Annotated in this window: 24 protein-coding genes and 1 tRNA gene; 18 read left to right on the forward strand and 7 right to left on the reverse strand. The window is 46.3% G+C overall.

From position 1 onward, the window contains the following. Positions 1-77: 77 nt before the first annotated feature. Positions 78-1,176, forward strand: a protein-coding gene (gene prfB, locus ACOTX3_RS13035) for a peptide chain release factor 2 (RefSeq protein WP_095908218.1) whose coding sequence is annotated in 2 segments (ribosomal slippage) — positions 78-152 and positions 154-1,176 — 1,098 coding nt in all. Because the reading frame shifts where the segments join, the coding sequence is not laid out codon by codon here. Between the two features lie 9 nt (positions 1,177-1,185). After that, complete coding sequence (gene lysS / locus ACOTX3_RS13040; RefSeq protein WP_058679191.1) at positions 1,186-2,703, forward strand: lysine--tRNA ligase; 1,518 nt, start codon at positions 1,186-1,188, stop codon at positions 2,701-2,703. Positions 2,704-2,750: 47 nt separating this feature from the next. Here the strand turns inward: lysS and idi are convergent, their stop codons facing one another. Then, positions 2,751-3,293, reverse strand: coding sequence for an isopentenyl-diphosphate Delta-isomerase (gene idi, locus ACOTX3_RS13045; RefSeq protein WP_020687092.1), 543 nt, complete (start codon positions 3,291-3,293; stop codon positions 2,751-2,753). Between the two features lie 162 nt (positions 3,294-3,455). On the opposite strand from idi, the gene actS reads away from it, so the two are divergent. The 8 genes from actS to ACOTX3_RS13085 all read left to right on the forward strand — a co-directional run bounded on the left by actS (position 3,456) and on the right by ACOTX3_RS13085 (position 9,101). Further along, entirely contained in the window at positions 3,456-4,199 is a 744-nt protein-coding gene (gene actS / locus ACOTX3_RS13050; RefSeq protein WP_255321475.1) for an amidase activator ActS, read from the forward strand. A gap of 80 nt (positions 4,200-4,279) precedes the next feature. Continuing rightward, positions 4,280-4,353, forward strand: a tRNA-Gly gene (locus ACOTX3_RS13055). A gap of 510 nt (positions 4,354-4,863) precedes the next feature. Beyond that, positions 4,864-5,589, forward strand: coding sequence for an HNH endonuclease (locus ACOTX3_RS13060; RefSeq protein ID WP_023337724.1), 726 nt, complete (start codon positions 4,864-4,866; stop codon positions 5,587-5,589). A gap of 120 nt (positions 5,590-5,709) precedes the next feature. Further along, entirely contained in the window at positions 5,710-6,486 is a 777-nt protein-coding gene (locus ACOTX3_RS13065) for a hypothetical protein (protein ID WP_023294871.1), read from the forward strand. Between the two features lie 944 nt (positions 6,487-7,430). Then, a complete protein-coding gene (locus tag ACOTX3_RS13070) occupies positions 7,431-7,811 on the forward strand; it encodes a hypothetical protein (protein ID WP_032635618.1) in 381 nt (126 codons plus the stop codon). A gap of 138 nt (positions 7,812-7,949) precedes the next feature. Then, on the forward strand, positions 7,950-8,096 hold the full coding sequence (locus ACOTX3_RS13075; protein WP_023294874.1) for a hypothetical protein: 147 nt from the start codon (positions 7,950-7,952) through the stop codon (positions 8,094-8,096). Between the two features lie 103 nt (positions 8,097-8,199). After that, complete coding sequence (locus ACOTX3_RS13080; protein WP_023294875.1) at positions 8,200-8,742, forward strand: hypothetical protein; 543 nt, start codon at positions 8,200-8,202, stop codon at positions 8,740-8,742. A 2-nt stretch (positions 8,743-8,744) separates the two neighbouring features. Then, positions 8,745-9,101 (forward strand): putative T6SS immunity periplasmic lipoprotein, encoded by a 357-nt coding sequence (locus ACOTX3_RS13085; RefSeq protein ID WP_032635620.1) that lies wholly within the window; start codon positions 8,745-8,747, stop codon positions 9,099-9,101. Positions 9,102-9,277: 176 nt separating this feature from the next. On the opposite strand, the gene ACOTX3_RS13090 is transcribed toward ACOTX3_RS13085, so the two are convergent. Together ACOTX3_RS13090 and ACOTX3_RS13095 are read right to left on the reverse strand one after the other, a co-directional pair. After that, a complete protein-coding gene (locus ACOTX3_RS13090; RefSeq protein ID WP_023294876.1) occupies positions 9,278-9,835 on the reverse strand; it encodes a recombinase family protein in 558 nt (185 codons plus the stop codon). A gap of 280 nt (positions 9,836-10,115) precedes the next feature. Next, complete coding sequence (locus ACOTX3_RS13095; RefSeq protein WP_023294877.1) at positions 10,116-10,466, reverse strand: hypothetical protein; 351 nt, start codon at positions 10,464-10,466, stop codon at positions 10,116-10,118. 185 nt (positions 10,467-10,651) lie between these two features. On the opposite strand from ACOTX3_RS13095, the gene ACOTX3_RS13100 reads away from it, so the two are divergent. The 3 genes from ACOTX3_RS13100 to ACOTX3_RS13110 all read left to right on the forward strand — a co-directional run bounded on the left by ACOTX3_RS13100 (position 10,652) and on the right by ACOTX3_RS13110 (position 13,659). Continuing rightward, positions 10,652-10,858, forward strand: a complete 207-nt coding sequence (locus ACOTX3_RS13100; RefSeq protein WP_023294878.1) for a hypothetical protein — start codon at positions 10,652-10,654, stop codon at positions 10,856-10,858. A gap of 983 nt (positions 10,859-11,841) precedes the next feature. Beyond that, positions 11,842-12,078, forward strand: coding sequence for a hypothetical protein (locus ACOTX3_RS13105; protein WP_084832169.1), 237 nt, complete (start codon positions 11,842-11,844; stop codon positions 12,076-12,078). Positions 12,079-12,198: 120 nt separating this feature from the next. Then, positions 12,199-13,659 (forward strand): DEAD/DEAH box helicase family protein, encoded by a 1,461-nt coding sequence (locus ACOTX3_RS13110; protein ID WP_023294881.1) that lies wholly within the window; start codon positions 12,199-12,201, stop codon positions 13,657-13,659. A gap of 347 nt (positions 13,660-14,006) precedes the next feature. Here ACOTX3_RS13110 and ACOTX3_RS13115 read toward each other — a convergent pair whose 3' ends face one another. Together ACOTX3_RS13115 and ACOTX3_RS13120 are read right to left on the reverse strand one after the other, a co-directional pair. Continuing rightward, entirely contained in the window at positions 14,007-14,360 is a 354-nt protein-coding gene (locus tag ACOTX3_RS13115; RefSeq protein WP_023294883.1) for an NIPSNAP family protein, read from the reverse strand. Next, complete coding sequence (locus tag ACOTX3_RS13120) at positions 14,360-14,773, reverse strand: GNAT family N-acetyltransferase (protein WP_023294884.1); 414 nt, start codon at positions 14,771-14,773, stop codon at positions 14,360-14,362. Before ACOTX3_RS13120 ends, ACOTX3_RS13115 begins: the two co-directional genes overlap by 1 nt. Positions 14,774-15,073: 300 nt before the next feature. On the opposite strand from ACOTX3_RS13120, the gene ACOTX3_RS13125 reads away from it, so the two are divergent. After that, complete coding sequence (locus tag ACOTX3_RS13125; protein ID WP_023294885.1) at positions 15,074-15,202, forward strand: hypothetical protein; 129 nt, start codon at positions 15,074-15,076, stop codon at positions 15,200-15,202. A gap of 54 nt (positions 15,203-15,256) precedes the next feature. Beyond that, entirely contained in the window at positions 15,257-15,724 is a 468-nt protein-coding gene (locus ACOTX3_RS13130; RefSeq protein ID WP_023294886.1) for a hypothetical protein, read from the forward strand. 92 nt (positions 15,725-15,816) lie between these two features. Here the strand turns inward: ACOTX3_RS13130 and fabV are convergent, their stop codons facing one another. Beyond that, entirely contained in the window at positions 15,817-17,013 is a 1,197-nt protein-coding gene (gene fabV, locus ACOTX3_RS13135) for an enoyl-ACP reductase FabV (RefSeq protein ID WP_023294887.1), read from the reverse strand. 136 nt (positions 17,014-17,149) lie between these two features. Continuing rightward, complete coding sequence (locus ACOTX3_RS13140) at positions 17,150-18,355, reverse strand: tyrosine-type recombinase/integrase (protein WP_023294888.1); 1,206 nt, start codon at positions 18,353-18,355, stop codon at positions 17,150-17,152. Between the two features lie 679 nt (positions 18,356-19,034). Here ACOTX3_RS13140 and ACOTX3_RS13145 point away from each other — a divergent pair. From ACOTX3_RS13145 to ACOTX3_RS13155, 3 genes are all read left to right on the forward strand, one after another. Then, positions 19,035-19,181: a hypothetical protein gene (locus ACOTX3_RS13145; protein ID WP_421631613.1), complete on the forward strand. Its 147-nt coding sequence runs from the start codon at positions 19,035-19,037 to the stop codon at positions 19,179-19,181. Between the two features lie 64 nt (positions 19,182-19,245). Then, positions 19,246-19,572 (forward strand): hypothetical protein, encoded by a 327-nt coding sequence (locus ACOTX3_RS13150; protein ID WP_039271889.1) that lies wholly within the window; start codon positions 19,246-19,248, stop codon positions 19,570-19,572. Positions 19,573-19,581: 9 nt separating this feature from the next. Beyond that, positions 19,582-19,848, forward strand: a complete 267-nt coding sequence (locus ACOTX3_RS13155; RefSeq protein ID WP_039271888.1) for a hypothetical protein — start codon at positions 19,582-19,584, stop codon at positions 19,846-19,848. The last annotated feature ends 666 nt before the right edge of the window (positions 19,849-20,514 follow it).

Genomic DNA, 20,514 nt, shown 5'->3' on the forward strand with positions numbered 1-20,514 from the left:
TATAAAAAAGGGCGTGGATTCGGTACAATCCCGCTCTTATCACCGCATTTTGACAAGTCCATAAAAGAAAACAGACCATGTTTGAAATTAATCCGGTAAAAAACCGTATTCAGGACCTCACGGAGCGCTCTGACGTTCTTAGGGGGTATCTTTGACTACGATGCCAAGAAAGAGCGTCTTGAAGAAGTAAACGCCGAGCTGGAACAGCCGGACGTCTGGAACGAGCCTGAACGCGCGCAGGCGCTGGGTAAAGAGCGTTCCTCTCTCGAAGCTATCGTAGATACGCTGGATCAAATGGCTCAGGGGCTGGAAGACGTTTCCGGTTTGCTGGAGCTGGCTGTAGAAGCCGACGACGAAGAAACCTTTAACGAAGCCGTGGCAGAGCTCGACGTGCTGGAAGAGAAGCTGGCGCAGCTTGAGTTCCGTCGTATGTTCTCCGGCGAATACGATAGCGCTGACTGCTATCTCGATATCCAGGCAGGTTCTGGCGGTACTGAAGCGCAGGACTGGGCCAGCATGCTGATGCGCATGTATCTGCGCTGGGCTGAAGCGCGTGGCTTCAAAACCGAGATTATCGAAGAGTCTGAAGGCGAAGTGGCTGGCATTAAGTCCGTCACCATCAAGATCATTGGTGACTACGCCTACGGCTGGCTGCGTACCGAAACCGGCGTTCACCGCCTGGTACGTAAGAGCCCGTTCGACTCCGGTGGTCGTCGTCATACCTCATTCAGCTCCGCGTTTGTTTACCCCGAAGTTGACGAAGATATCGATATCGAAATCAACCCGGCAGATCTGCGTATCGACGTTTACCGCGCATCTGGCGCGGGCGGACAGCACGTTAACCGTACGGAATCGGCGGTACGTATTACCCACATTCCAACCGGGCTGGTAACACAGTGCCAGAACGACCGTTCCCAGCATAAGAACAAAGACCAGGCCATGAAGCAGATGAAAGCGAAGCTTTATGAGCTGGAGATGCAGAAGAAAAATGCTGAGAAACAGGCGATGGAAGACAACAAGTCTGATATCGGCTGGGGCAGCCAGATCCGTTCTTACGTCCTTGATGACTCCCGCATCAAAGACCTGCGTACCGGGGTTGAAACCCGTAACACGCAGGCGGTGCTGGACGGCAGCCTGGACCAATTTATCGAAGCAAGTTTGAAAGCAGGGTTATGAGGAACCAACATGTCTGAACAACAAGCACAGGGCGCTGACGCGGTAGTCGATCTTAACAACGAACTGAAAACCCGCCGCGAGAAGCTGGCAGCGCTGCGCGAGCAGGGCGTGCCGTTCCCGAACGATTTTCGTCGTGACCACACCTCAGACCAACTGCACGCTGACTTCGGCGCTAAAGAAAACGAAGAGCTGGAAGCGCTGAACATCGAAGTGGCCGTTGCGGGCCGTATGATGACCCGTCGTATCATGGGTAAAGCCTCTTTCGTTACCCTGCAGGACGTGGGCGGCCGCATTCAGCTGTACGTTTCCCGTGACGATCTGCCAGAAGGCATCTACAACGAGCAGTTCAAGAAGTGGGACCTGGGCGATATCCTGGGCGCGAAAGGTAAACTGTTCAAAACCAAGACCGGTGAACTGTCTATCCACTGCACCGAACTGCGTCTGTTGACCAAAGCCCTGCGCCCGCTGCCGGACAAATTCCACGGCCTGCAGGATCAGGAAGCGCGCTACCGCCAGCGTTATCTGGACCTCATCTCTAACGATGAGTCCCGCAAGACCTTCAAAATTCGCTCCCAGATCATGGCCGGTATCCGCCAGTTCATGGTTAACCGCGACTTTATGGAAGTGGAAACCCCAATGATGCAGGTGATCCCGGGCGGTGCTTCTGCACGACCGTTCATCACCCATCACAATGCCCTGGACCTGGACATGTACCTGCGTATTGCGCCGGAACTGTACCTGAAGCGTCTGGTGGTGGGTGGGTTCGATCGCGTGTTCGAAATCAACCGTAACTTCCGTAACGAAGGCATCTCTGTGCGTCATAACCCAGAGTTCACCATGATGGAACTCTATATGGCGTATGCAGATTACAAAGATCTGATCGAGCTGACCGAATCCCTGTTCCGCACCCTGGCGCAGGACATTCTGGGCACCACGCAGGTACCTTACGGTGAAGAAGTGTTCGACTTCGGCAAGCCGTTTGAAAAACTGACCATGCGCGAAGCCATCAAGAAATACCGTCCGGAAACCAACATGGCGGATCTGGATAACTTCGATTCTGCAAAAGCGATCGCTGAAAGCATCGGTATTAAAGTCGAGAAGAGCTGGGGTCTGGGCCGTATCGTGACCGAGATCTTCGAAGAAGTGGCAGAAGCGCACCTGATTCAGCCGACCTTCATCACTGAATATCCGGCTGAAGTGTCCCCGCTGGCGCGTCGTAATGACGAGAATCCGGAGATCACTGACCGTTTTGAATTCTTCATCGGTGGCCGTGAAATCGGCAACGGCTTTAGCGAGCTGAACGATGCAGAAGATCAGGCGCAGCGCTTCCAGGATCAGGTTGACGCAAAAGCGGCAGGCGACGACGAAGCGATGTTCTTCGACGAAGACTACGTGACGGCGCTGGAGCACGGCCTGCCACCAACGGCGGGTCTGGGTATTGGTATTGACCGTATGGTAATGCTGTTCACCAACAGCCACACCATCCGCGACGTGATCCTGTTCCCGGCGATGCGTCCGGTTAAATAACGTCTGCAGATCGTAAAAAGCCCCGTGCGATAGTCGCCGGGGCTTTTTTATTTGGCGGCGAAGGCCCGCAGTTTTTCGCGTGCCGCCGTCGCTTCCATCACCATCCAGGGGCTAAAGGCCCACGGTGTGGCATCCAGAGCCTGGAACAACGCATCCAGATCAACCCATTCGTATGCCATCACTTCATCACTGTTGATCGTCAGCTCATTCGTTATCCTGGCGGCAAAGACCGGGCAAATCTCATTTTCGACGATCCCGGAAGGATCGGTTTCACAGTAGCGAAACTCAGCGGCGACAGGGGTGATCCCGGTAATTTCGGCTCCCACTTCATAGCGGCAGCGGCGCACAATGGCCTGATCAATCGCTTCACCAGATTGCGGATGGCCGCAGACTGAGTTCGTCCAGACGCCCGGCCAGGCTTTTTTGCTTAATGCGCGACGGGTGATAAGACACTCCCCTTTGGCATTGAAGAGCCAGGAAGAGAACGCCAGATGGAGTGGGGTATGGGAGGTATGTGCAGCGTATTTTTCCTGAGTGCCAATCACCATTCCCTGGTCATTTACCAAAATAACGTGTTCTTGAATACTCATTGATGCTCCAGTGCTAACCATGCGGATGGTTCAGCACCACCAGCGATGTCATTATACTGCATTCCGGTACGAACGGTTTGTTCCACAGAGCGGAAAAGGGCTGACCCATATCTGTTTGGGCTGGTATTATAGGGCGCCATTCACGCTGACCGAGGATCTGTTTTGTTTGCAGGAAGCCTGACGAGAAACCCCATCACTGCCGTGTTCTGCCTGATGCTGACGCTATTACTGGCAGGCTGTTCAGGGAGTAAATCTTCGGATATGGGCAGCTATTCCGGTGCGGTCTATACCGTGAAGCGCGGGGATACGCTGTACCGGATTTCGCGCGCGACGGGGACCAGCGTAAAGGAGCTGGCGCGTCTGAATAATATCTCTCCGCCATATACCATCGAAGTGGGGCAGAAGCTGAAGGTTAATGGCGGTTCATCCTCGGGCAAAAAATCGTCGTCGAAAGGCAAAACCGCCAAAGTGACGCCATCCTATGCGGTGCCGCAATCCTCCTGGCCGCCTGTCGGACAGCGCTGCTGGATTTGGCCGGCCAGCGGCAAAGTTGTGTTGCCGTACTCCTTATCTGAAGGCGGCAATAAGGGAATCGATATTGCAACCGCGCGCGGTACGCCGGTTTATGCCTCCGGGGCAGGGAAGGTCGTGTACGTGGGCAATCAGCTGCGCGGTTACGGTAATCTGATCATGATTAAGCATGGTGAAGACTACATCACGGCTTATGCGCATAACGACACAATGCTGGTTAATAACGGCCAGAACGTGAAGGCGGGGCAGAAGATCGCCACCATGGGCAGCACGGGCACGGATACGGTGAAGCTGCACTTCCAGATCCGTTATAAGGCCACCGCCATCGACCCGCAGCGTTATCTTCCGGCACAGGGCAGCAAGCCGAAGTGCTAAGTGATTATTTTATCGCCATTTAGTTGTGAAGAGGCTTGTATGAAGAGGCGTAAGGTCTATAATGCTTTACGCACCTCAAAGCGGGCGTAGTTCAATGGTAGAACGAGAGCTTCCCAAGCTCTATACGAGGGTTCGATTCCCTTCGCCCGCTCCAGATCTCTCCCCTTGTGGAGAAGCCTTAAAAGCCTTCTCTATCAGCAACTTAAATAGTTACCTATTTTAGTCGCCTATTGGTTCTACCATTGTGATCCGCCCTTGGTAACTGTCACGCTAAGTTACATGGTGAGATGACAGTATAACTCAGCGTTGGCGGCAGTTGCATCCTCACACCGCGATAGAAAACGTGAAGAAAAAGCCCATCCAGGCATCGTTATGTCATCGACAGATTGAACACACGCGCCCTATGAGCCACGTAAGCAGGTTTATGGTGATAACGTACCTACAAACGACATGTAGGCTCTATCAGCGCTTCAGCCACGCTCCCGCAAAGGTACACGGTTATCCTGATAAGGTGTGATCCCTCTGACAGTCTGATGAAGTCGCTACGCTTGTTGCTGTATCACCAACGGGGCTTTATGGCTTCTATTGTCCAAAATCAGAGAGTTGCACAAGTTATGCTCGATAGTTAATCTAAGATAAATCTTAGATTGCAAGAGGTTTTTTGATGTCTTCAAAAGCAAATCGAACATACAAGTATGGCGACCAACCGATAAGAATCACTACTGTCCAAGTGATTGAGGAACAGTTCGGAGGGGCGGCAACGGCGAAGCAAGTGGATGCTTATCTGAAAGAGCGATTTCCACATTATAAAGACGACACCCACTTGAATCTCATTGTCAACTCAGTCAACTGCAATCGTAGCTACTGGAGTTTCAACAAAACAGCCAGGCGAACTGATGATGTAACCCATCGGCATCATGAGTATGACCGATTGTTCAAGCGAGGGAAGATCTTTGAAATCTATCAACCCTCTATTCATGGTATTTGGGAGTTGTATCAGGATCAGCAAGGTAAATGGTGTTACCGTAAGGTGAAATCTGAGTTTGAAAAGGCTGTTGATGATGCGTCAGAACTGCCCCCGTCAGAACGCAAAGAGATTTTAGACGCTGAGAATAAAACTCCTGAGCTAATCGAGGTTACAACACGAGTTTATAAGCGAAGCCCCTATGTGGTAGCCGAAGTTCTTTCAAGGGCTAATGGCAAGTGTCAAAGCTGTAAGAGTGACGCTCCTTTTCTCAAAGTAGACGGCACACCATTTCTTGAGGTTCATCACATTGAGTGGCTTTCGAATGGTGGGGAGGATTCCGTTGAAAATGCGATTGCATTGTGCCCGAACTGTCACAGACAGGCGCATTATGGCGTTTTGGAGTTAGTACCAGTTAACAAATAAACTGAACATGCTTGTGATAGTATGAATAGGGTAAGTATCTTGGGGATTCTATGAGACCTTATTTAATATCTTGCTAAGCAGGGAATGTAAATATCGACATTTTTATATTATGGGAAACTTATGAAAAGTATCTGTAAGTTATGTCTCGAAGAGAAAGAACTACTGGAATCTCATAGCATACCAAGAAGCTATTTCAAACGATTGAAGAAGAATGATTCGCAGTTGATTATATTTCAAAAAGGTAGTAAACCAAAACGAGAAAATGTTGATCCTAAAGAGCCACTTCTATGCTTCGAATGTGAGCAGTTTATCAGCCATGAGTACGAATCGTATGGAACAAGATTGTTGAGAAATCATCATAATATACGTAAAAACTCTGACCATATTATCATCAACTCTTTCGATTATAAGCGATTTTATCTTTTCTTACTAAGTATACTATGGAGAGCCTCTATCTCTAAAAGTGTGCATTATTCAACTGTTAATGGAGTTCCTGAGTTGGATGACTTGATGAGGCATTGCATTAAAAATAAACAGGTGAGAATAAATAAACTTAGTCATTTGAAGGTGGATAACTTCATCCGTATTTGTGTATTTAGATTGATCGATACAACGAATAATATTCCTGATCACGTTATTAAATCTATTCTTAGTAACTTTGCTTTTATAAAAAGTGATGAGGCTGACAGTGTACTATGGTATTTCGTTGTGGAGGGATTTGCTATATTCTATGTTTTCTCTGCTTCTAAAGATTATCATGATGTCATTAGAATGAGATTAAAATCACAGTTAACTTCTGGTAGTCATCAGAAGATCTTTAAGATTGATATTTTTAAAGACGCTCTCTTCTCCGAGATTTTTATTGATTTACTTACTGCCGCGAATGAACAGAAATGATGATTTAATAATCAAAGTGTTCTGAATACTCTACAGACGTCTTAATACATTTGCATTGTTCAAACGGACTGATCGTCATAGATTGTATTGCTGTAAATACACGCCTTAGTATTGTCAGTCTCCTGTTAGTCTATCAAGATTAGCGTGATAAGTTCTACGTGAGTTTGTTGGGTCATGAGCGCCAGTGTTATCAGTAATACCCTGTTTTTATGTGTGACTTCTTATAAATCCATTTTATTGATCATATGTCTATAAGTCCGGTGTGTAGCGTTATGAGCTACATAACATAAACAGGTGCAGAGTGGCAATCACTGCGATCATCCGTACCCATGTACTTGTAATATGCAGGTACTACAAGTACCTCGCTTATGCTCAGCTTGTTACTTGTATCATTAACGGGGCTTTGTGGATGGTATTGTCTAAACTAAAGTACATCCAATAAGGCGGAGGAAGATGATGAGCATCACGTATAAAATCACATACGAACACAGAGACGGGAAAGAAACCAGAGCGGAGACGGTGTTACTTCGCTCTGACCACGAGCCAACACAAGATGAAGTCCAGGACGCAGTCAGAAGGGATTCCGCCAGATTTCACTCTGGCAGAGGGGGGACGGAGATTGCTGGATTCTCTATTATTTCAGTTGTATCTGAACCTTAATCCATAATGGCTTACCCCTCATTAGCCTGATTTGGAATGTTAAGAGAAAAAACAAAACACTCAAGTTGCTCTGAGGTTAAATATGTTTAATAACAAACTGTTGACGGTGGATCATGTGTATTAAAGGATTATCACTTTTTTTCTGTGCCATTTGCGTCGGTTGTAGCGGGGGTTCTCAGCGGCAAGAGCACTTAGATGTGCCTACTTATTCGGAGAGTTATGATCAGAGCTTAGGATGGCTTGTAACCGCTCGTTACAGAGACGTAAGTAACGCGGATATTGTAATGTCACTGATTGGGGACTTTTGCAAAAGCAAGGGGAAGGAAGCAACTCTATATAAGACGAATGCTGGTACTTCATCCTCCATTCAAGATATTTGGGCTTGTCAGACTCCCCCATTGTTAAATGATACAGATGTACTAAGCGGGATTTATTGCCATTTCATTGCTAACGCGCCCCGCTACTCGGTAGATTTCACGAACTCCCAAAAGGAAATTGCAGAAAAAATATTTGTTAAAACTTTCATTAAAAAGGGGATTGAATATCCAGTTGGTGGCTTTTACGAAAAGTACCTGAATAACTTTTCTGTGTGGGCAGTAGCCAAACACAAAGAGAGCGCTACTACTGATGAGGTACGTGAGTGGTTTGACACACATTGCCAGTAGGCAAAACGCTGATGCTGTTGCACCACCCATTGTCATACCATCAATGGGCAATAAGGCTTTATTGTCCAAAATCTGTTAGTTGCGCATTTTCTGCACCCTGAATACTCTGCGATTAATCCTAATAACTCAAGGGTGAGCATGGCTATCGGGAACAGACAGATTCAAGATGAATCACCTGAGGAAGAGTTAGAGCGCTTGCTGGAAGAACTTGCACTGACGCATGAGCAACGAGAGTTTATTGAGTCCATGCTACAAGAGGACGGGGATAGTACCAATGGGGAGTAACGCTTGCACCATCACTGTATTTGATGAATGGCTAATGTTCGTGTATAGACTATTTCGACTTATGATTTTACGATTTAGATAAATCATACAAGGAGGACGGTTTATGAGCGCACAGGCAGAAGAAGGAACATTACGCCGGATGACTTTAGGCGAGATAGCAATGGCTCGTAGGGTGTTCGGTGATTCGATAGTGTATAGCCGTGTCTGGATTCATTGCGACAGCTATTTACCATTCGGACTACAAAAACAGAACTACGCGATGACTCCAAACGGGGAGTTATGGTACAGAAAGTCGATGTACAGGGAAGATTTTTCCGCAAACTCGGTTTTCATCGAAGATAAATATGTTTTCATCCATGAGCTGGGGCATGTCTGGCAACACCAACACGGGCAATGGGTGAGAATGCGGGGAGCTTTTAGCTGGGCTGCTGAATATACCTACAGGCTGGATAAAGAAAAGCTCACTGATTATTCTCTTGAACAGCAAGCCTCTATTTTAGCTGATTACTGGTTACTGCTGGTTTATGGGATCAGTAAGTGGTCTTACTATCAGAGACCAGGGCGCATGGGGATGTACAGGGGCGTAGATTTGTTGCAGGATGTCCCTTCGCTTTACCAGAAAATCGTAACAGGGAAGGGGCGTTAAACATGAAAAACAAAATGTTGCTGGGTGTTGTATTCCTCTTAACGGGATGCCCTGGGCCAGGTGATCGAATGGTAGATCGTGAATCTACAACGGCATTGATCAAAGATAATCAAGTTTGTGTGTTGTCACCACTGGAGCCGCAGGAACGGATCACTGCTATTCAAATCAAAAGCGATAATAGCGACTCTCTTCACAAGATTTTCGATGACAAGCCTGTTTATGTGCCGAAGGGGGAGTGTCTTCCTGTATTTGGATTTAAGTTTACGTCTGGGGAGCGGTATAGCTTCGCGTATGACGTCCAATCTGATAAGTCAGAATCACATTTAGTCACCGCTGAACTTTCATACCCTAAAGAATAGGGGGCAAACTGCCCCTTTATATTCATTTCAACGCACGTACGTGATCAAGTAAGCGTTTAATGCGCGTATATATCTCTTAATGCATATAGTCTATCACGCTTGCTGAAGCCGCTTAACAACCTGATCGAAGGCTCCCGCTTGTAACTGGGAGATTCCTCAAATATCAGTAAGATGGGTCAGTAGGTCTTTAGTCGGTAGAAGGTGGCTTTGCTGATAGCCAGCCTATCTTGAACCATTGCTGGAGAGCAACCTTGATCTAATAGCTCTCTCACCTGTTCAGCGGTTGCTTTAATCGGTCTGCCACAATGTTTGCCTTCCGATTGAGCACGCTTGATACCTGCCGTTCTGCGCTCTGCTATCAGGTCTTTCTCCAGGCTGGCAAGTCCTGCCATCATGGTAAGCATTGCTTTACCCACTGGTGTTGACAGGTCGAACCCTTCTCGCAAGCTGACAACCTTCACGCCCTTCGCTTGCAACATTTCAACTGTCGACAGTACATCAATGGTATTACGTCCCAAGCGGTCTATGGCAATCACAATCAGCGTATCGCCTTCTCGCACATAGCTGAGTAGTTCACCAAACCCTGGACGATCTGATGCCTTTACTGCACCACTCACGGCTTTATCACTGAACCAGCGATTAACACTATATCCAGCTTCGGTTATCTGCTGCTTCTGGTTTTCAACGTTCTGGTCGCTGGTGGAAACTCGCACATATCCGATCACAGTTGTCATGATGTTCTCTAAGTCTCAAAAGATAGTATCAAAATAATAGCTGTCCCAAAATAAAAGATCAACCTTTTGAGACAAGGCGAAGCCGCATTTTGCCGTTGTGTCGGTGTAGTCTTATAAGGAGATTGTTTTGAGACTGGATAATAGAGGTTTAGGACTCGGGACTGAGAGCAAATGTAAGTGGAAATGATAATCGCGAAGCTGGTGATAGGCTCAAATGCTCGTTGCGGTTTGATTGTTGGGGTCGAGCAAATATATAGGGCGTGATTACTCACGCCTTTGTTTACATCTCAGAGCACAGGCTGAGCGTGTAGACAGCAGTCTGTCCATCATTGTTTGTGGGGCGCATAACGAAAATAGGCTCACTCCCATTGTCGATGTATGTGACGGCAATCCCTCCGTCTGGCGTGGCGTACATCTTCGCAATACTTTTCTCACCCAAGAAACCGAGTCGCCAGGTTTTACCACCCATGTTCACCTTCATACTTTTGTCCTGCACATCAAGGCGAGTTTCGACTGAAGATTTTTGGCTACCAGAATCGATCTGCCCTTCCTGGATCGCCTTACAGGTGAATGTGGTTGCACTTGAGGCGAAGGGGAGAACGATCAGTGACGTGAGAATCAATCTTTTCATGGTCTTCCTTTTCTTGTTTGATTTGGTGACAAGGCGCTGTTAGCGCATTACCTTATCTTACCACTTTCATTAATTAAATCGATCTTATAGATCAGTAAAATCGATCGATGTGGGTGATACAATGCTATTGTACAAATACTGAGCACTGTGACATTCGGCGATAACAGTCAACTGGAGTGAGGCTTATGAAGAAATCAATATTGGTGATATCGGGACTACTGATTTCACAGTTGGTGATGGCAGGACAAATCACAATGACAGATCCGCAGCAGGAAAAAACGGAGAATGGTAAGACGCTTTGCACCTATGAGAACAGCCAGTATGTTTTCACCTACGTCACTAAAGGGCAGTGCCCGTATGCAAAGACTTTCAATACCAGTAGTTCAGAGTAAAAGTGGGTATAAAAATCGCTGGTTATTTTAACATCGCAAGAAAGAACGGTTGCTTAGTATTAGCACTTAATGATTCGTCATTGATTTAGCTGTAAGCCGCATAGAATAAGGCTTTGTTGAAAGTTGATGGAAGGATAAAAGTTTCGTAAAGGCGTTAGAAAATGAATAATAAGGGAGGAATTATGATAGGTTACATCTATCAAATGTGGTTGTTTATCGGTTATTTACATCCTGTTAGTCATGAGGAGTTTTCCGGCTTTCTGGAGTGTTGTTTCATGCGGAGCACTGCGACCATGAAAGGTATGCTGCATGAGTAGCATGTAATGCGGAGCATGGAAGATATCGATTACAGGAAAGTAACCTTTGTACCTGATGTTATTACTCAGAAGCTATTTTCCTGTAAAGAAAATCTGCTATGCTCGCAGTACTCACATAACGAACATTAATACCTAAAAAACCATTAACTACTATTTAAATAGTAAATATTGATTATTTCCTGTGTTATGTACTCGTACACCTCGTCCATGAATCCATTGTGCAAGTTACTCTTGTGAAAATGAGTTTATGCACCATTACACACTTTCAGTGTTTCATTGTAAGCCTCCATTTTTACCGAAGATGCAAATAACTCTAAAGTACCTTTAGACTTTTCTGCATCCTCTGTATCAGGTTACTTGTGCAAATGGCGTAGCCATAAGAGCGGCTTACTTGCATATTAAGCCGGAAATTTCATTGTTAATAATATAGATAAGATGGTATCCGAGTCAGTGAAGCTACCGGACATCCATGATGTATGTGGGAGAGCAACGTGACCATACGATCCTTGATAGTATCTTGTTGAAAGTTAATAAATAACTTGACAAAACGTTCGTTTCATGGTAAGGTGGTATTAAGTGAGGGATATCTTCACTTCTCTAACAAATGCCCACTCTAATGACTTTATCTTCATGCCTCCTCCGGGTAAACGGTGTGGGGGTTTTGTCATGTCTGGAATATACACAATACTCATTCCCGATGAGTTGCTAAGCAGGAGGAACATTGCTTTGAAATATTTTAGTAGTGACCAGGTTTTTAATGAACTGGTCAATGGCGAAGTCACTCGTGAAGTGATATATGCATCTATGAACGTAGCCAGAAAACGCAAATACGCGGAACGTGAAAAACTGTTTGCTGATGCACTCGCTCGATTTGATGAATACCGAAAGGAAAAAACAAAATGAATATCCGATTCACTGATGACATCCACAAGGCGCTGATTGAACGTGCCAACCGTGAAGACAAATCAGCCGCCGCGCTGGTGAGTGAGTTAATAACAGCAGTCCTAAACCGAGAGGAACCGAATGACCGAAAAGAAACCAGTAGTAAACTTCGTTAATGCGATTTGCGGCTCAGGAAAGAGCCACCGTTTGAAAGAACACATTTACGACTTCAATCGAGAAGCTGTCCCAGAAAAGTTCTTAATCGTAGTACCAACCCACGCTTTAGCCGAGCAGTTCAAGCAAGAACTAAATCGTTTGAGAATCCCAAATCATCACATTTGCGTTGAAGGTGCGACTCTCAACCTGAAAAGTACTCTGGCGAACAGCTTCCAAACGAATGTGGTGATAACCACCCACGAATGTTTCACCAACTACTGCCACCTCGCTACGTTCAATCCTGAGATGCGCTCTCTACTGGCAGAACACAACGTGATGATTGACGAGATCCCTGATGGTTGGTTTGGGGCTGAAGCGAAGATCCGACATGCGGACAGAACGGCAGAAAACTTCCCATTCCTGGCATGGCTGGAAGAGCGAAACGGGTTGCTCTATTTGCGTGATGAGCACTACGACAAGCTGTACCAGTATTACCATGAGAAGCACGCTAACAGCGACAGCCTGAAGAAAGTGCTTTACGTGGCGCTCGACGGTGGTGGTGTGATGCATACCGAGTGTGATTCTTCATACAGCTTCTTTGCATACACTTATAACCCGATACTGAAGGCCGCAACGTGGGCGAAGAGCTTCACTGTGCTTGGCGCTGGTGTAGATCGCAGTGGGTTTGTATGGATGGCTGAGAACGTTGCTCAAATCGCAGTACAGGAAGCCGGGGAACACCTTCAGCCAGAACCCGAGAGACGCAAGCATAAGAACGTGCCTATCAAGATTGTGGTTGTCCTCTCAGAAGATGTCAAAAGAGCGGGGCAGTCAGAGCTGGCTAATGTTTTTAACAGTCATCTGAAAGAGATAAATCAGATTGTTGGGAAGGATTTTATCTTCGCAACTAACAACGATAAACCCATCTGTGACTTCCAAACTATTGGACTCGCTGAGCTCGGTGATCGCATGGGAGGTGAAGCTGTTTCGATGTCCAGCTACGGAATGAACAGCTACCAGGATGTTCACAGTGCTGTGTTCCTCGGATGTGCAAATCTGGGCGATAAAGATCGTAAGAGATGGGCTGACTATTGCAAACGTATCGGTTGGGATTTTGAAACGGTGATGAAGAAGAAGCGCCAGGCAATGTATCTTGAACGGTGCTACCAGTTTCTTAGCCGAACATCCATTCGCAACACTGATACCGATCACCCTCTCGTCTTTGTCGTTCCCGACATGGCGGCAGCGGAATACCTCAAAACCCATTACTTCCCTGGCTCAACCATCGAATGCCTTGGGATCAAGAAAGCTGGCAAGCAGGAAGAAACACGCTTGAAGGTGCTGGAATACAAGGCGCAAGGGCTAACTCAGAAAAAGGCTGCTGAAGTGATGGCGGTGTCTGTGAGGACAGTCGCAACCTACTGGAACCAGGGCGCTTACGTATGATTATCGCGCTTTACTGGTATCTGCTGTTCCTGTTTATCTGGGATGCAATCCGCACCTTTGAAAAACGTAGAAAAACAGAACGCAAAACTGAATCTCGGGATGTTTGATGTGGTGATTGATACAGCAAAGGGGCTAATGCCCCTTTTCTCGTTTTTTTAGTTTGTAGATTGAGCTAACACCGTTGCTGCACGCTGTTTAGTTTTTTCGCTTGAGCGCGGATTATCGCGTGCCTTAGCTGCAACTGTCTCCATTCTTTTTCGCTGGTATGGCGGAAAGTATCATGTTGTGTAAGCGGTGAAGGTGTAGTTTTGATGAGTTTTAAAGTTTGTCCGGCAGCAGAAGCGAATTTACTGGGCATTTACCATCGCCACATACCTATCTAACTCTTCCATACTTCCAGACGGCATGCTTACCACTGTTTTTTGGCTGCTTTCTATACAGCTGATGATGTCTTCGCGTGGGCCGCTGCGCCAGTCAGTGCTTGCATAAAAAGCATCAAGGACAACAACCATGTTCTCATGGCTATCAAAAGCGCGTATCAAATAGTAGCAATCCGGGTTATGCATGGAGTGTCCGAACGAAATAACCTCGATCCCGTGGCGCTGGTGTAGGGGAATGCTGATTTCCCGCATGATATTGTGAAAAGTGACTCCGGTGCCTTTGCGTAATGTGTATTGCAATATTTCGATGATTCGTTCCATTAATGCGATCCCCAAATGAGCGCCATCCCTTCGCTTTCAGGACGGACGGTTTTAAAACCGAATTTTTCATATAGCTCTGGAACATCTGCGATCAAGGTAATGTATGCTCCAACTGGTGCTTGTTGCCCGAGCCAGGACATTAATGCCTCCATGACTTTCCGGCCCAGCCCTTTACCTTGATGTTCTGGATCGACTGCAACATCTACGATTTCGAAGTTGAGCGCTCCATCTCCGACAATCCGCCCCATGTCGACAATAAGATCAGAATATTCAATATATACGCCATGACAGCTTCTTGGGAGGGCTTGTTTTGCGGCCTCAAGAGGGCGGGGGGTTAAACCGGATATGATGCGCAAGCGGCAAAAGTCCTCTGCGGGTGGCACTGCATCAACCAGAGTGTATCGTGATTCCATATTCAGCCTCAGTGCCATGAATGATCTTTTGTTTAGCATTAACAATCGCATCTATGCAATCTTCACGGTCTATTATAAAGACCGCCTCGTCACTGCCGAAAATATTTGAGGGCTGTGACTGAGTGGGGGGACGGTCATCAACTGGGGGATGACGGTAGATATTACTTTTTTTGCTATATGTTGTATGATGTTTTTTAATGTTGTGTAGATGTTTTGTTTTTTCTTTGACGCCGCTTCGCTTATTACCTACTATTAAAAAGGTTAAGTAGTTCTATCCTTCATTTAAGATGAGGTGTTTTCATGCCTAAACAAAAGGTAGTTCGTGATGCGGGTACTGGTCAGTTTGTAAAGCCGGAAGAGGCTAAGAAACGTCCAGGGACAACTGTTACGGAAACTGTAAAAATCCCCCCTAAAAAAGGGAAAAAGTAAAAACATCTCAAAGCGCTCATTAGTAGCGCTTTTTCTATTTCTGGAGATCTTTTGATGGAAAACCATAACTTTGAAAGGCTAAAAGAACATATTTTGTCGTTATCTGTTTCAAAAAACTTCGAAGTTGCCAAAACAGAGTGGAGTCTACATTCGATAGAAGTTTCTGAAGAAATGGATTTCTGTCCCTGTGGTCAAGATATCAAAGAGCATTGCTATATTGAAAATAAAAAAAATGGCAATACCACGTATGTCGGTAACGTTTGTATAAATAGGTTTTTGAATATTTCAACTGGAACTTTGTTTGAAGGGTTGAAAAGGATTAAGAAAAATATTCATGCCAATCCAAACTTGGCATTGATTGAGTATGCAAATGATAAAGGGTATTTATACGATAAAGAGTATGATTTCCTTGTTGATACGATGAAGAAAAGAAATCTTAGTGAAAAACAAAGGTTGTGGAAAGAGAAAATAAATAATCGTATCCTTAAAGAAGTCGTTGTTAAGAATCGTACAGCAAGATGAGTATTATTTTTTAGTAACTCCGATTTGATAACGCTGAAAACCAACACATTATATACAGAGTTTAAGAAATAAGGGGCTTGCGCCCCCTTTTCTTAGATTAATGTTTTCACATCAAAATCTATGTTTGTATCGGTATCGGCTTCGTAGTTAACCTCTTCAAATCCGAAACCAAACAACTTCAGGAACTCTTCTTTATAAGCAATGTAGTCTGTTAGCTGCTCCAGATTTTCATTGGTGATCGTCGGCCACAGATCTCGACATGCTTGCTGAACGTCTTCCCGAAGTTCCAGATCGTCCATGCGGATTCGCTGCTCGTCATCAAGTTTGGCACTACCCCCATATAGGCTGGTAGTCATCAGACGATTAATTTGCTCGATGCAGCCTTCGTGGATCCCACGATCTTTCATGAGCTTGAACACGATAGAAATATAAAGCGGCATGACTGGAATAGCTGAAGACGCTTGGGTGACAACAGACTTTAACACCGCGACGTTTGCAGCACCGTTGAGAGGAGCCAGCTTGTTGCGTAACGCGTTTGCCGCCCGATCCAGGTCTTCCTTCGCCTTACCGAGCGCACCGTGCCAGTAAATAGGCCAGGTCAAATCCGTGCCGATGTAGGAGTAAGCAACGGTCTTCACACCATCAGCCAGAACGCCAGCGTTATTAAGCGCATCAATCCACAGTTCCCAGTCCTCGCCACCCATCACGGTAACAGTGTTACGCACTTCTTCTTCGGTTGCCGGTTCGATACTGGCAGTAATGATCTGATCTTTGTTGGTATCAATGGCTTTAGAGGTATAAACCTCACCGATTGGCTTCAGCGCAGAGCGAACAATTTCGCCTGTTTTTGGCATCTTTCTTACCGGAGATGCAAGCGAATAAACCACTAAATCAATCTGACCCAGATCTTCTTTGATGAGGCTGATAACTTCGTCGCGGCACTCATCGGAGAACGCGTCGCCGTTGATGCTTTTCGAGTAAAGACCTTCACGTTTCGCTGCTTCATCAAAAGCCGCAGAATTATACCAGCCCGCAGAGCCAGGCTTGGTATCCGTACCCGGTTTTTCAAAGAAGATACCGATAGTGGAAGCACCACCGCCAAATGCTGCAGAAATTCTGGATGCAAGCCCATAACCAGTTGAGGCACCGATCACCAGCACACGTGCAGGACCATCAGTGAGTTTTCCGTTTTTGCGGACGTACTCGATTTGTTTGTTTACGTTGACCTGGCAACCAACCGGATGTGTAGTTGTGCAGATGAAACCACGAATCTTGGGTTTAATTATCATGTTGATTTTAATCCATTTTGCAAAACTTCTTTAACATACAATAATGATAACTTTTTTATGAAAAGTTGTAATGAATAATACACATTCATTAACTAACTCTGGGAAGGATAATGGTCTTGTTGAAACGTTACTATAATTAGATTTCAGGGTAGTCCACCAATTCGACATACCCTGCTAACTCTTCCATGCTCGCCCCCTGTGAATAGGTACGGAATGCTTCGGTTTTCGCTTTCTGTTCAGTGTGTCCGGTGATACTGCCTATTCTTGTTTCCTGCACCCCGGCACGGTCTAAGCATGTGATGAACATCCCGCGCAAGCTGTGGAAGCATTGACGATCTGTAGCGGTAGGCAAAACCTTGTCACGCAACCTGGTGAAGTTTTGAGAGTAGTACGGCCCTTTCTTACCATCCTTCCTGTTAATCTTGTTAGCTTGTGGGAACAGGTATTCGCCGTAACTGTGGTTCAGGTATTCATCGACAATCGCAGATAGCCGGGAATGAATAGGGACGTACCGTACCCCCGCCTTAGTCTTTGATTTCGAAATGTAGAAACAGCGTACACATTCCACCGTTTTGATCTCTGACTTCTTTAGGCTTGCCAGTTCATCAAGGCGGCATCCTGAAAACAGCCCCATGATTATGATGTTCCTGATCTCCGGCTCTGCTGCATCAAGTAACTTTTGCATCTGGTCAGGTTCAAACGGCTGATAACTCTCTATCGTGCGGCGTGCTTCGAGGTTATGACCGTGAAAAGGGTTGCGGTCTGGTATGCCATCGTAGCGGCGCTTTGCAAACTCGTAGAGGCTCCCTAAACACGTTAGCCAGTTTTGACGAGATTGATCGGCGGCTCCTTTCTCCTTTTGTGTATCGAGGAACTCAGTCACCAGGCGGCGGCCTATCCTTTCTAAGGCAATGTCCGGTTGTTTGGCACTTTCAAGGAATAGTTCAACGGCTCGCGCTGATTTGCTTAACGTTGAATAAGAGCGGCGGTTTTTATAGCTTTCGGCGTATTCGTCCCGTAATAGGCACAGAGTGGGAATCGAACAGGATCGCGTTACAGGTTGAGGGCGGCTCTTGTTCTTCTTCTCTTCGGTATGCAAGGCGGCTATTGACTGCTGCAACCACTGATCGGGGTTGCTCGGATTGTACTTCCGCTTAAGCTCTTCCCATTCTAATAAGAGGTAGTTTCTGAACCGTCGAGCCTCATTGAGATCGCGGGTTGAGGTGGTTTTGCGCCACATCCGGCACGGATATAAAAATCTGAGGTACTTCGGGACGAAGATCTGAAACATCCAGATTCCGTCTTTTCGTTTGTATAGGTAAGCCTGGCCCTTGATTGACACGATAATGATCCTCTATTATCACGTAATCAGTTACCTATGCTGATCGCAATATCGTTATCTGTTAGTAGGTTACAGAAGTGGAATGGATTTTTGTTCGATTCCCTTCGCCCGCTCCAGAATTTCCCCAGGTGGAACCGTTCGAAAATCTCCGGTTCTTTCAGCATGTTACGCAGTAGTGCTTACTAACATGCTTAGGCGTTCTACCATAGTTCACTACTTTGACACTTGTCACGAATGGTTACTCGGTGAAATGAGAGTGTAGCCAATCGTCGGCGGTGGTTTCAAGTTCTTACCGCGATAGCCCAACAATGAACGCAAAGCCTACACCAGGCAGCGACGGATCGCACTTCTCATAACCTTTCAGTGAAGCGCATTTTTGCCGATGCTCCCACATGCCACACGTCGTGATGACGTTGCAGGGAATAAACAGGTTTTATGGTGGTTATGGTACTTGCAGACCATATGCAAGCTCTGCCAGCGGTTCGGCCTCGCTCCCTTTGGGTACATGGTCATCCTGATAAACTTCACTGTCTGACACACCCTGATGTTCTCGCCTAACGGCTCAGCGCGTTGTCTTACCACCAACGGGCATTAGGCTTTTATTGTCCAAATTCTGTTAGTTGCGCATTTTCTGCACCCTGGTTAACCTGAGATTAATCCTAATCTCCCAAGGGTGAACATGGCTATCGGGAACAGACAGATTAAAGAGGAATCACTCAAAGAAGAGTTAGATCGCTTGCTGGAAGAACTTGAAATCACACAGGAGCAACGGGAGTTTATCGAGTCCATGCGACAAGAGGACGGGGAAAATAACAACGGGAAATAAGGCTTGTATTGTCCAAAATCTGCGCTACGCTACCTTTGATTACTCACAGCAAAGGATAAATAAGATGGAAAAAGAACACTTTAAAGCGCACGTTCAGTATGACGACTGGAAGGGAAGCGTTGCAGCAGACAGTGCTGATCAGGAAGACTTTAGCGACTTTCTGAGAGACAAAGGGGTATTGAAAGAAGGTGAGATTGTGAAAGGTATTTCCTTCTACTCAGCAGAGCGTTTCTTTGATGTTGAAGCATTTGTTTCAGACGATGAACATGGGTTAAGAAGGGAAAAAGTCACAATGACGCTTGAGGAGTTTTTCAAAACCTTCAAACGTTTTTCAGTCAAGATTTCTCGCAAAGGGGAATTTGACGATCAAGAAATCGAGTTCAAAGAGTAAGGAATCATCATGAGCATTTACTTTAATGAACATGGCAGCGCGATTGGATACCAGGTAGATGGACGCTGGACAATCAAGGGGGATTATTTGCAGGTTGAGCATGGCGCTAACATTCCAGGCGGCCTATACAAGATTGATGATAACAAAGTGAAATTTCCATTCGACTACAAGGAGGTTGAGGGGGAGATTGATACAGAGAAACTCACCTTCACCGTGAATGGTCAAGAGTACCCAATGAGGAAAATGAAAACTTATCCGTGGGAGGTACAGCTGTAAAGGGGGCATTGCGCCCCTCGTATCATCCCTGTAAAGCCCGTAGCCATATCATAAGCAAATGAAGCTGGCTTCCTGTCATAGCTGGCACTCGGAGAGGTTTTATCTCTCCATCACCCTGTCTTCCGGCTTTGACGTTGCACAGCGCGAGCGCTAAAGCCATAATGCTGCTGTTCTCCATTTCCTTCTCTCCGTTGGGAATGTTGAATACGGCGGGGGCTGGCTTCTTGGTGGTTGGCGCCCCCTGCCACTTGCTGATCAACTGCTCTTCTGAGGTTTGTTGGTAACAGGTGACGCTGTATCGTCGTCCCTGCAAACTTTACTACCTGCGTATAAACGCACACCGTAGCACCACACCAGATAAAGCTGGTGATCGGCTCTTCTTCCTTCTTCAATTTTCTGAATCCTCTGTATCGAATGTTTTTGCATACAGGCAACTCTGAGCGCTCGTAACGTATGTGAACAGGTAATTGGTGTTCTCATACACGCATAGCGTTTTTCCGTTCTCCGTCTGTTCTTCCTGTGGGTTGGTCATCGTAATTTGTCCGGCATTAGCCACGGCTGGTGACCTGCCCCCACGATTAGATACAACACTCAGTTAGTAACGTCGGAATCTTCATTCTCAGAATGACCCTTTCTCCAGCCCGCTGCAAATTCAGACGGTGTCTG

The organism is Enterobacter cloacae complex sp. IR5384 (assembly GCF_049237265.1).
Taxonomy (GTDB): Bacteria; Pseudomonadota; Gammaproteobacteria; order Enterobacterales; family Enterobacteriaceae; genus Enterobacter; species Enterobacter cloacae.

Bases quoted from the DNA above. Each gene is read 5' to 3' on its own strand.
- ACOTX3_RS13125 (WP_023294885.1), top strand. From the start codon at position 15,074: ATGCCTAAACAAAAGGTAGTTCGTGATGCGGGTACTGGTCAGTTTGTA.
- ACOTX3_RS13155 (WP_039271888.1), top strand. From the start codon at position 19,582: ATGAGCATTTACTTTAATGAACATGGCAGCGCGATTGGATACCAGGTA.
- ACOTX3_RS13115 (WP_023294883.1), bottom strand. From the start codon at position 14,360: ATGGAACGAATCATCGAAATATTGCAATACACATTACGCAAAGGCACC.
- ACOTX3_RS13075 (WP_023294874.1), top strand. From the start codon at position 7,950: ATGGCTATCGGGAACAGACAGATTCAAGATGAATCACCTGAGGAAGAG.
- idi (WP_020687092.1), bottom strand. From the start codon at position 3,293: ATGAGTATTCAAGAACACGTTATTTTGGTAAATGACCAGGGAATGGTG.
- ACOTX3_RS13145 (WP_421631613.1), top strand. From the start codon at position 19,035: ATGGCTATCGGGAACAGACAGATTAAAGAGGAATCACTCAAAGAAGAG.
- ACOTX3_RS13065 (WP_023294871.1), top strand. From the start codon at position 5,710: ATGAAAAGTATCTGTAAGTTATGTCTCGAAGAGAAAGAACTACTGGAA.
- ACOTX3_RS13085 (WP_032635620.1), top strand. From the start codon at position 8,745: ATGAAAAACAAAATGTTGCTGGGTGTTGTATTCCTCTTAACGGGATGC.
- ACOTX3_RS13095 (WP_023294877.1), bottom strand. From the start codon at position 10,466: ATGAAAAGATTGATTCTCACGTCACTGATCGTTCTCCCCTTCGCCTCA.
- ACOTX3_RS13150 (WP_039271889.1), top strand. From the start codon at position 19,246: ATGGAAAAAGAACACTTTAAAGCGCACGTTCAGTATGACGACTGGAAG.
- ACOTX3_RS13090 (WP_023294876.1), bottom strand. From the start codon at position 9,835: ATGACAACTGTGATCGGATATGTGCGAGTTTCCACCAGCGACCAGAAC.
- lysS (WP_058679191.1), top strand. From the start codon at position 1,186: ATGTCTGAACAACAAGCACAGGGCGCTGACGCGGTAGTCGATCTTAAC.
- fabV (WP_023294887.1), bottom strand. From the start codon at position 17,013: ATGATAATTAAACCCAAGATTCGTGGTTTCATCTGCACAACTACACAT.
- ACOTX3_RS13110 (WP_023294881.1), top strand. From the start codon at position 12,199: ATGACCGAAAAGAAACCAGTAGTAAACTTCGTTAATGCGATTTGCGGC.
- ACOTX3_RS13080 (WP_023294875.1), top strand. From the start codon at position 8,200: ATGAGCGCACAGGCAGAAGAAGGAACATTACGCCGGATGACTTTAGGC.
- ACOTX3_RS13120 (WP_023294884.1), bottom strand. From the start codon at position 14,773: ATGGAATCACGATACACTCTGGTTGATGCAGTGCCACCCGCAGAGGAC.
- ACOTX3_RS13130 (WP_023294886.1), top strand. From the start codon at position 15,257: ATGGAAAACCATAACTTTGAAAGGCTAAAAGAACATATTTTGTCGTTA.
- ACOTX3_RS13100 (WP_023294878.1), top strand. From the start codon at position 10,652: ATGAAGAAATCAATATTGGTGATATCGGGACTACTGATTTCACAGTTG.
- ACOTX3_RS13070 (WP_032635618.1), top strand. From the start codon at position 7,431: ATGTCACTGATTGGGGACTTTTGCAAAAGCAAGGGGAAGGAAGCAACT.
- ACOTX3_RS13105 (WP_084832169.1), top strand. From the start codon at position 11,842: ATGTCTGGAATATACACAATACTCATTCCCGATGAGTTGCTAAGCAGG.
- ACOTX3_RS13060 (WP_023337724.1), top strand. From the start codon at position 4,864: ATGTCTTCAAAAGCAAATCGAACATACAAGTATGGCGACCAACCGATA.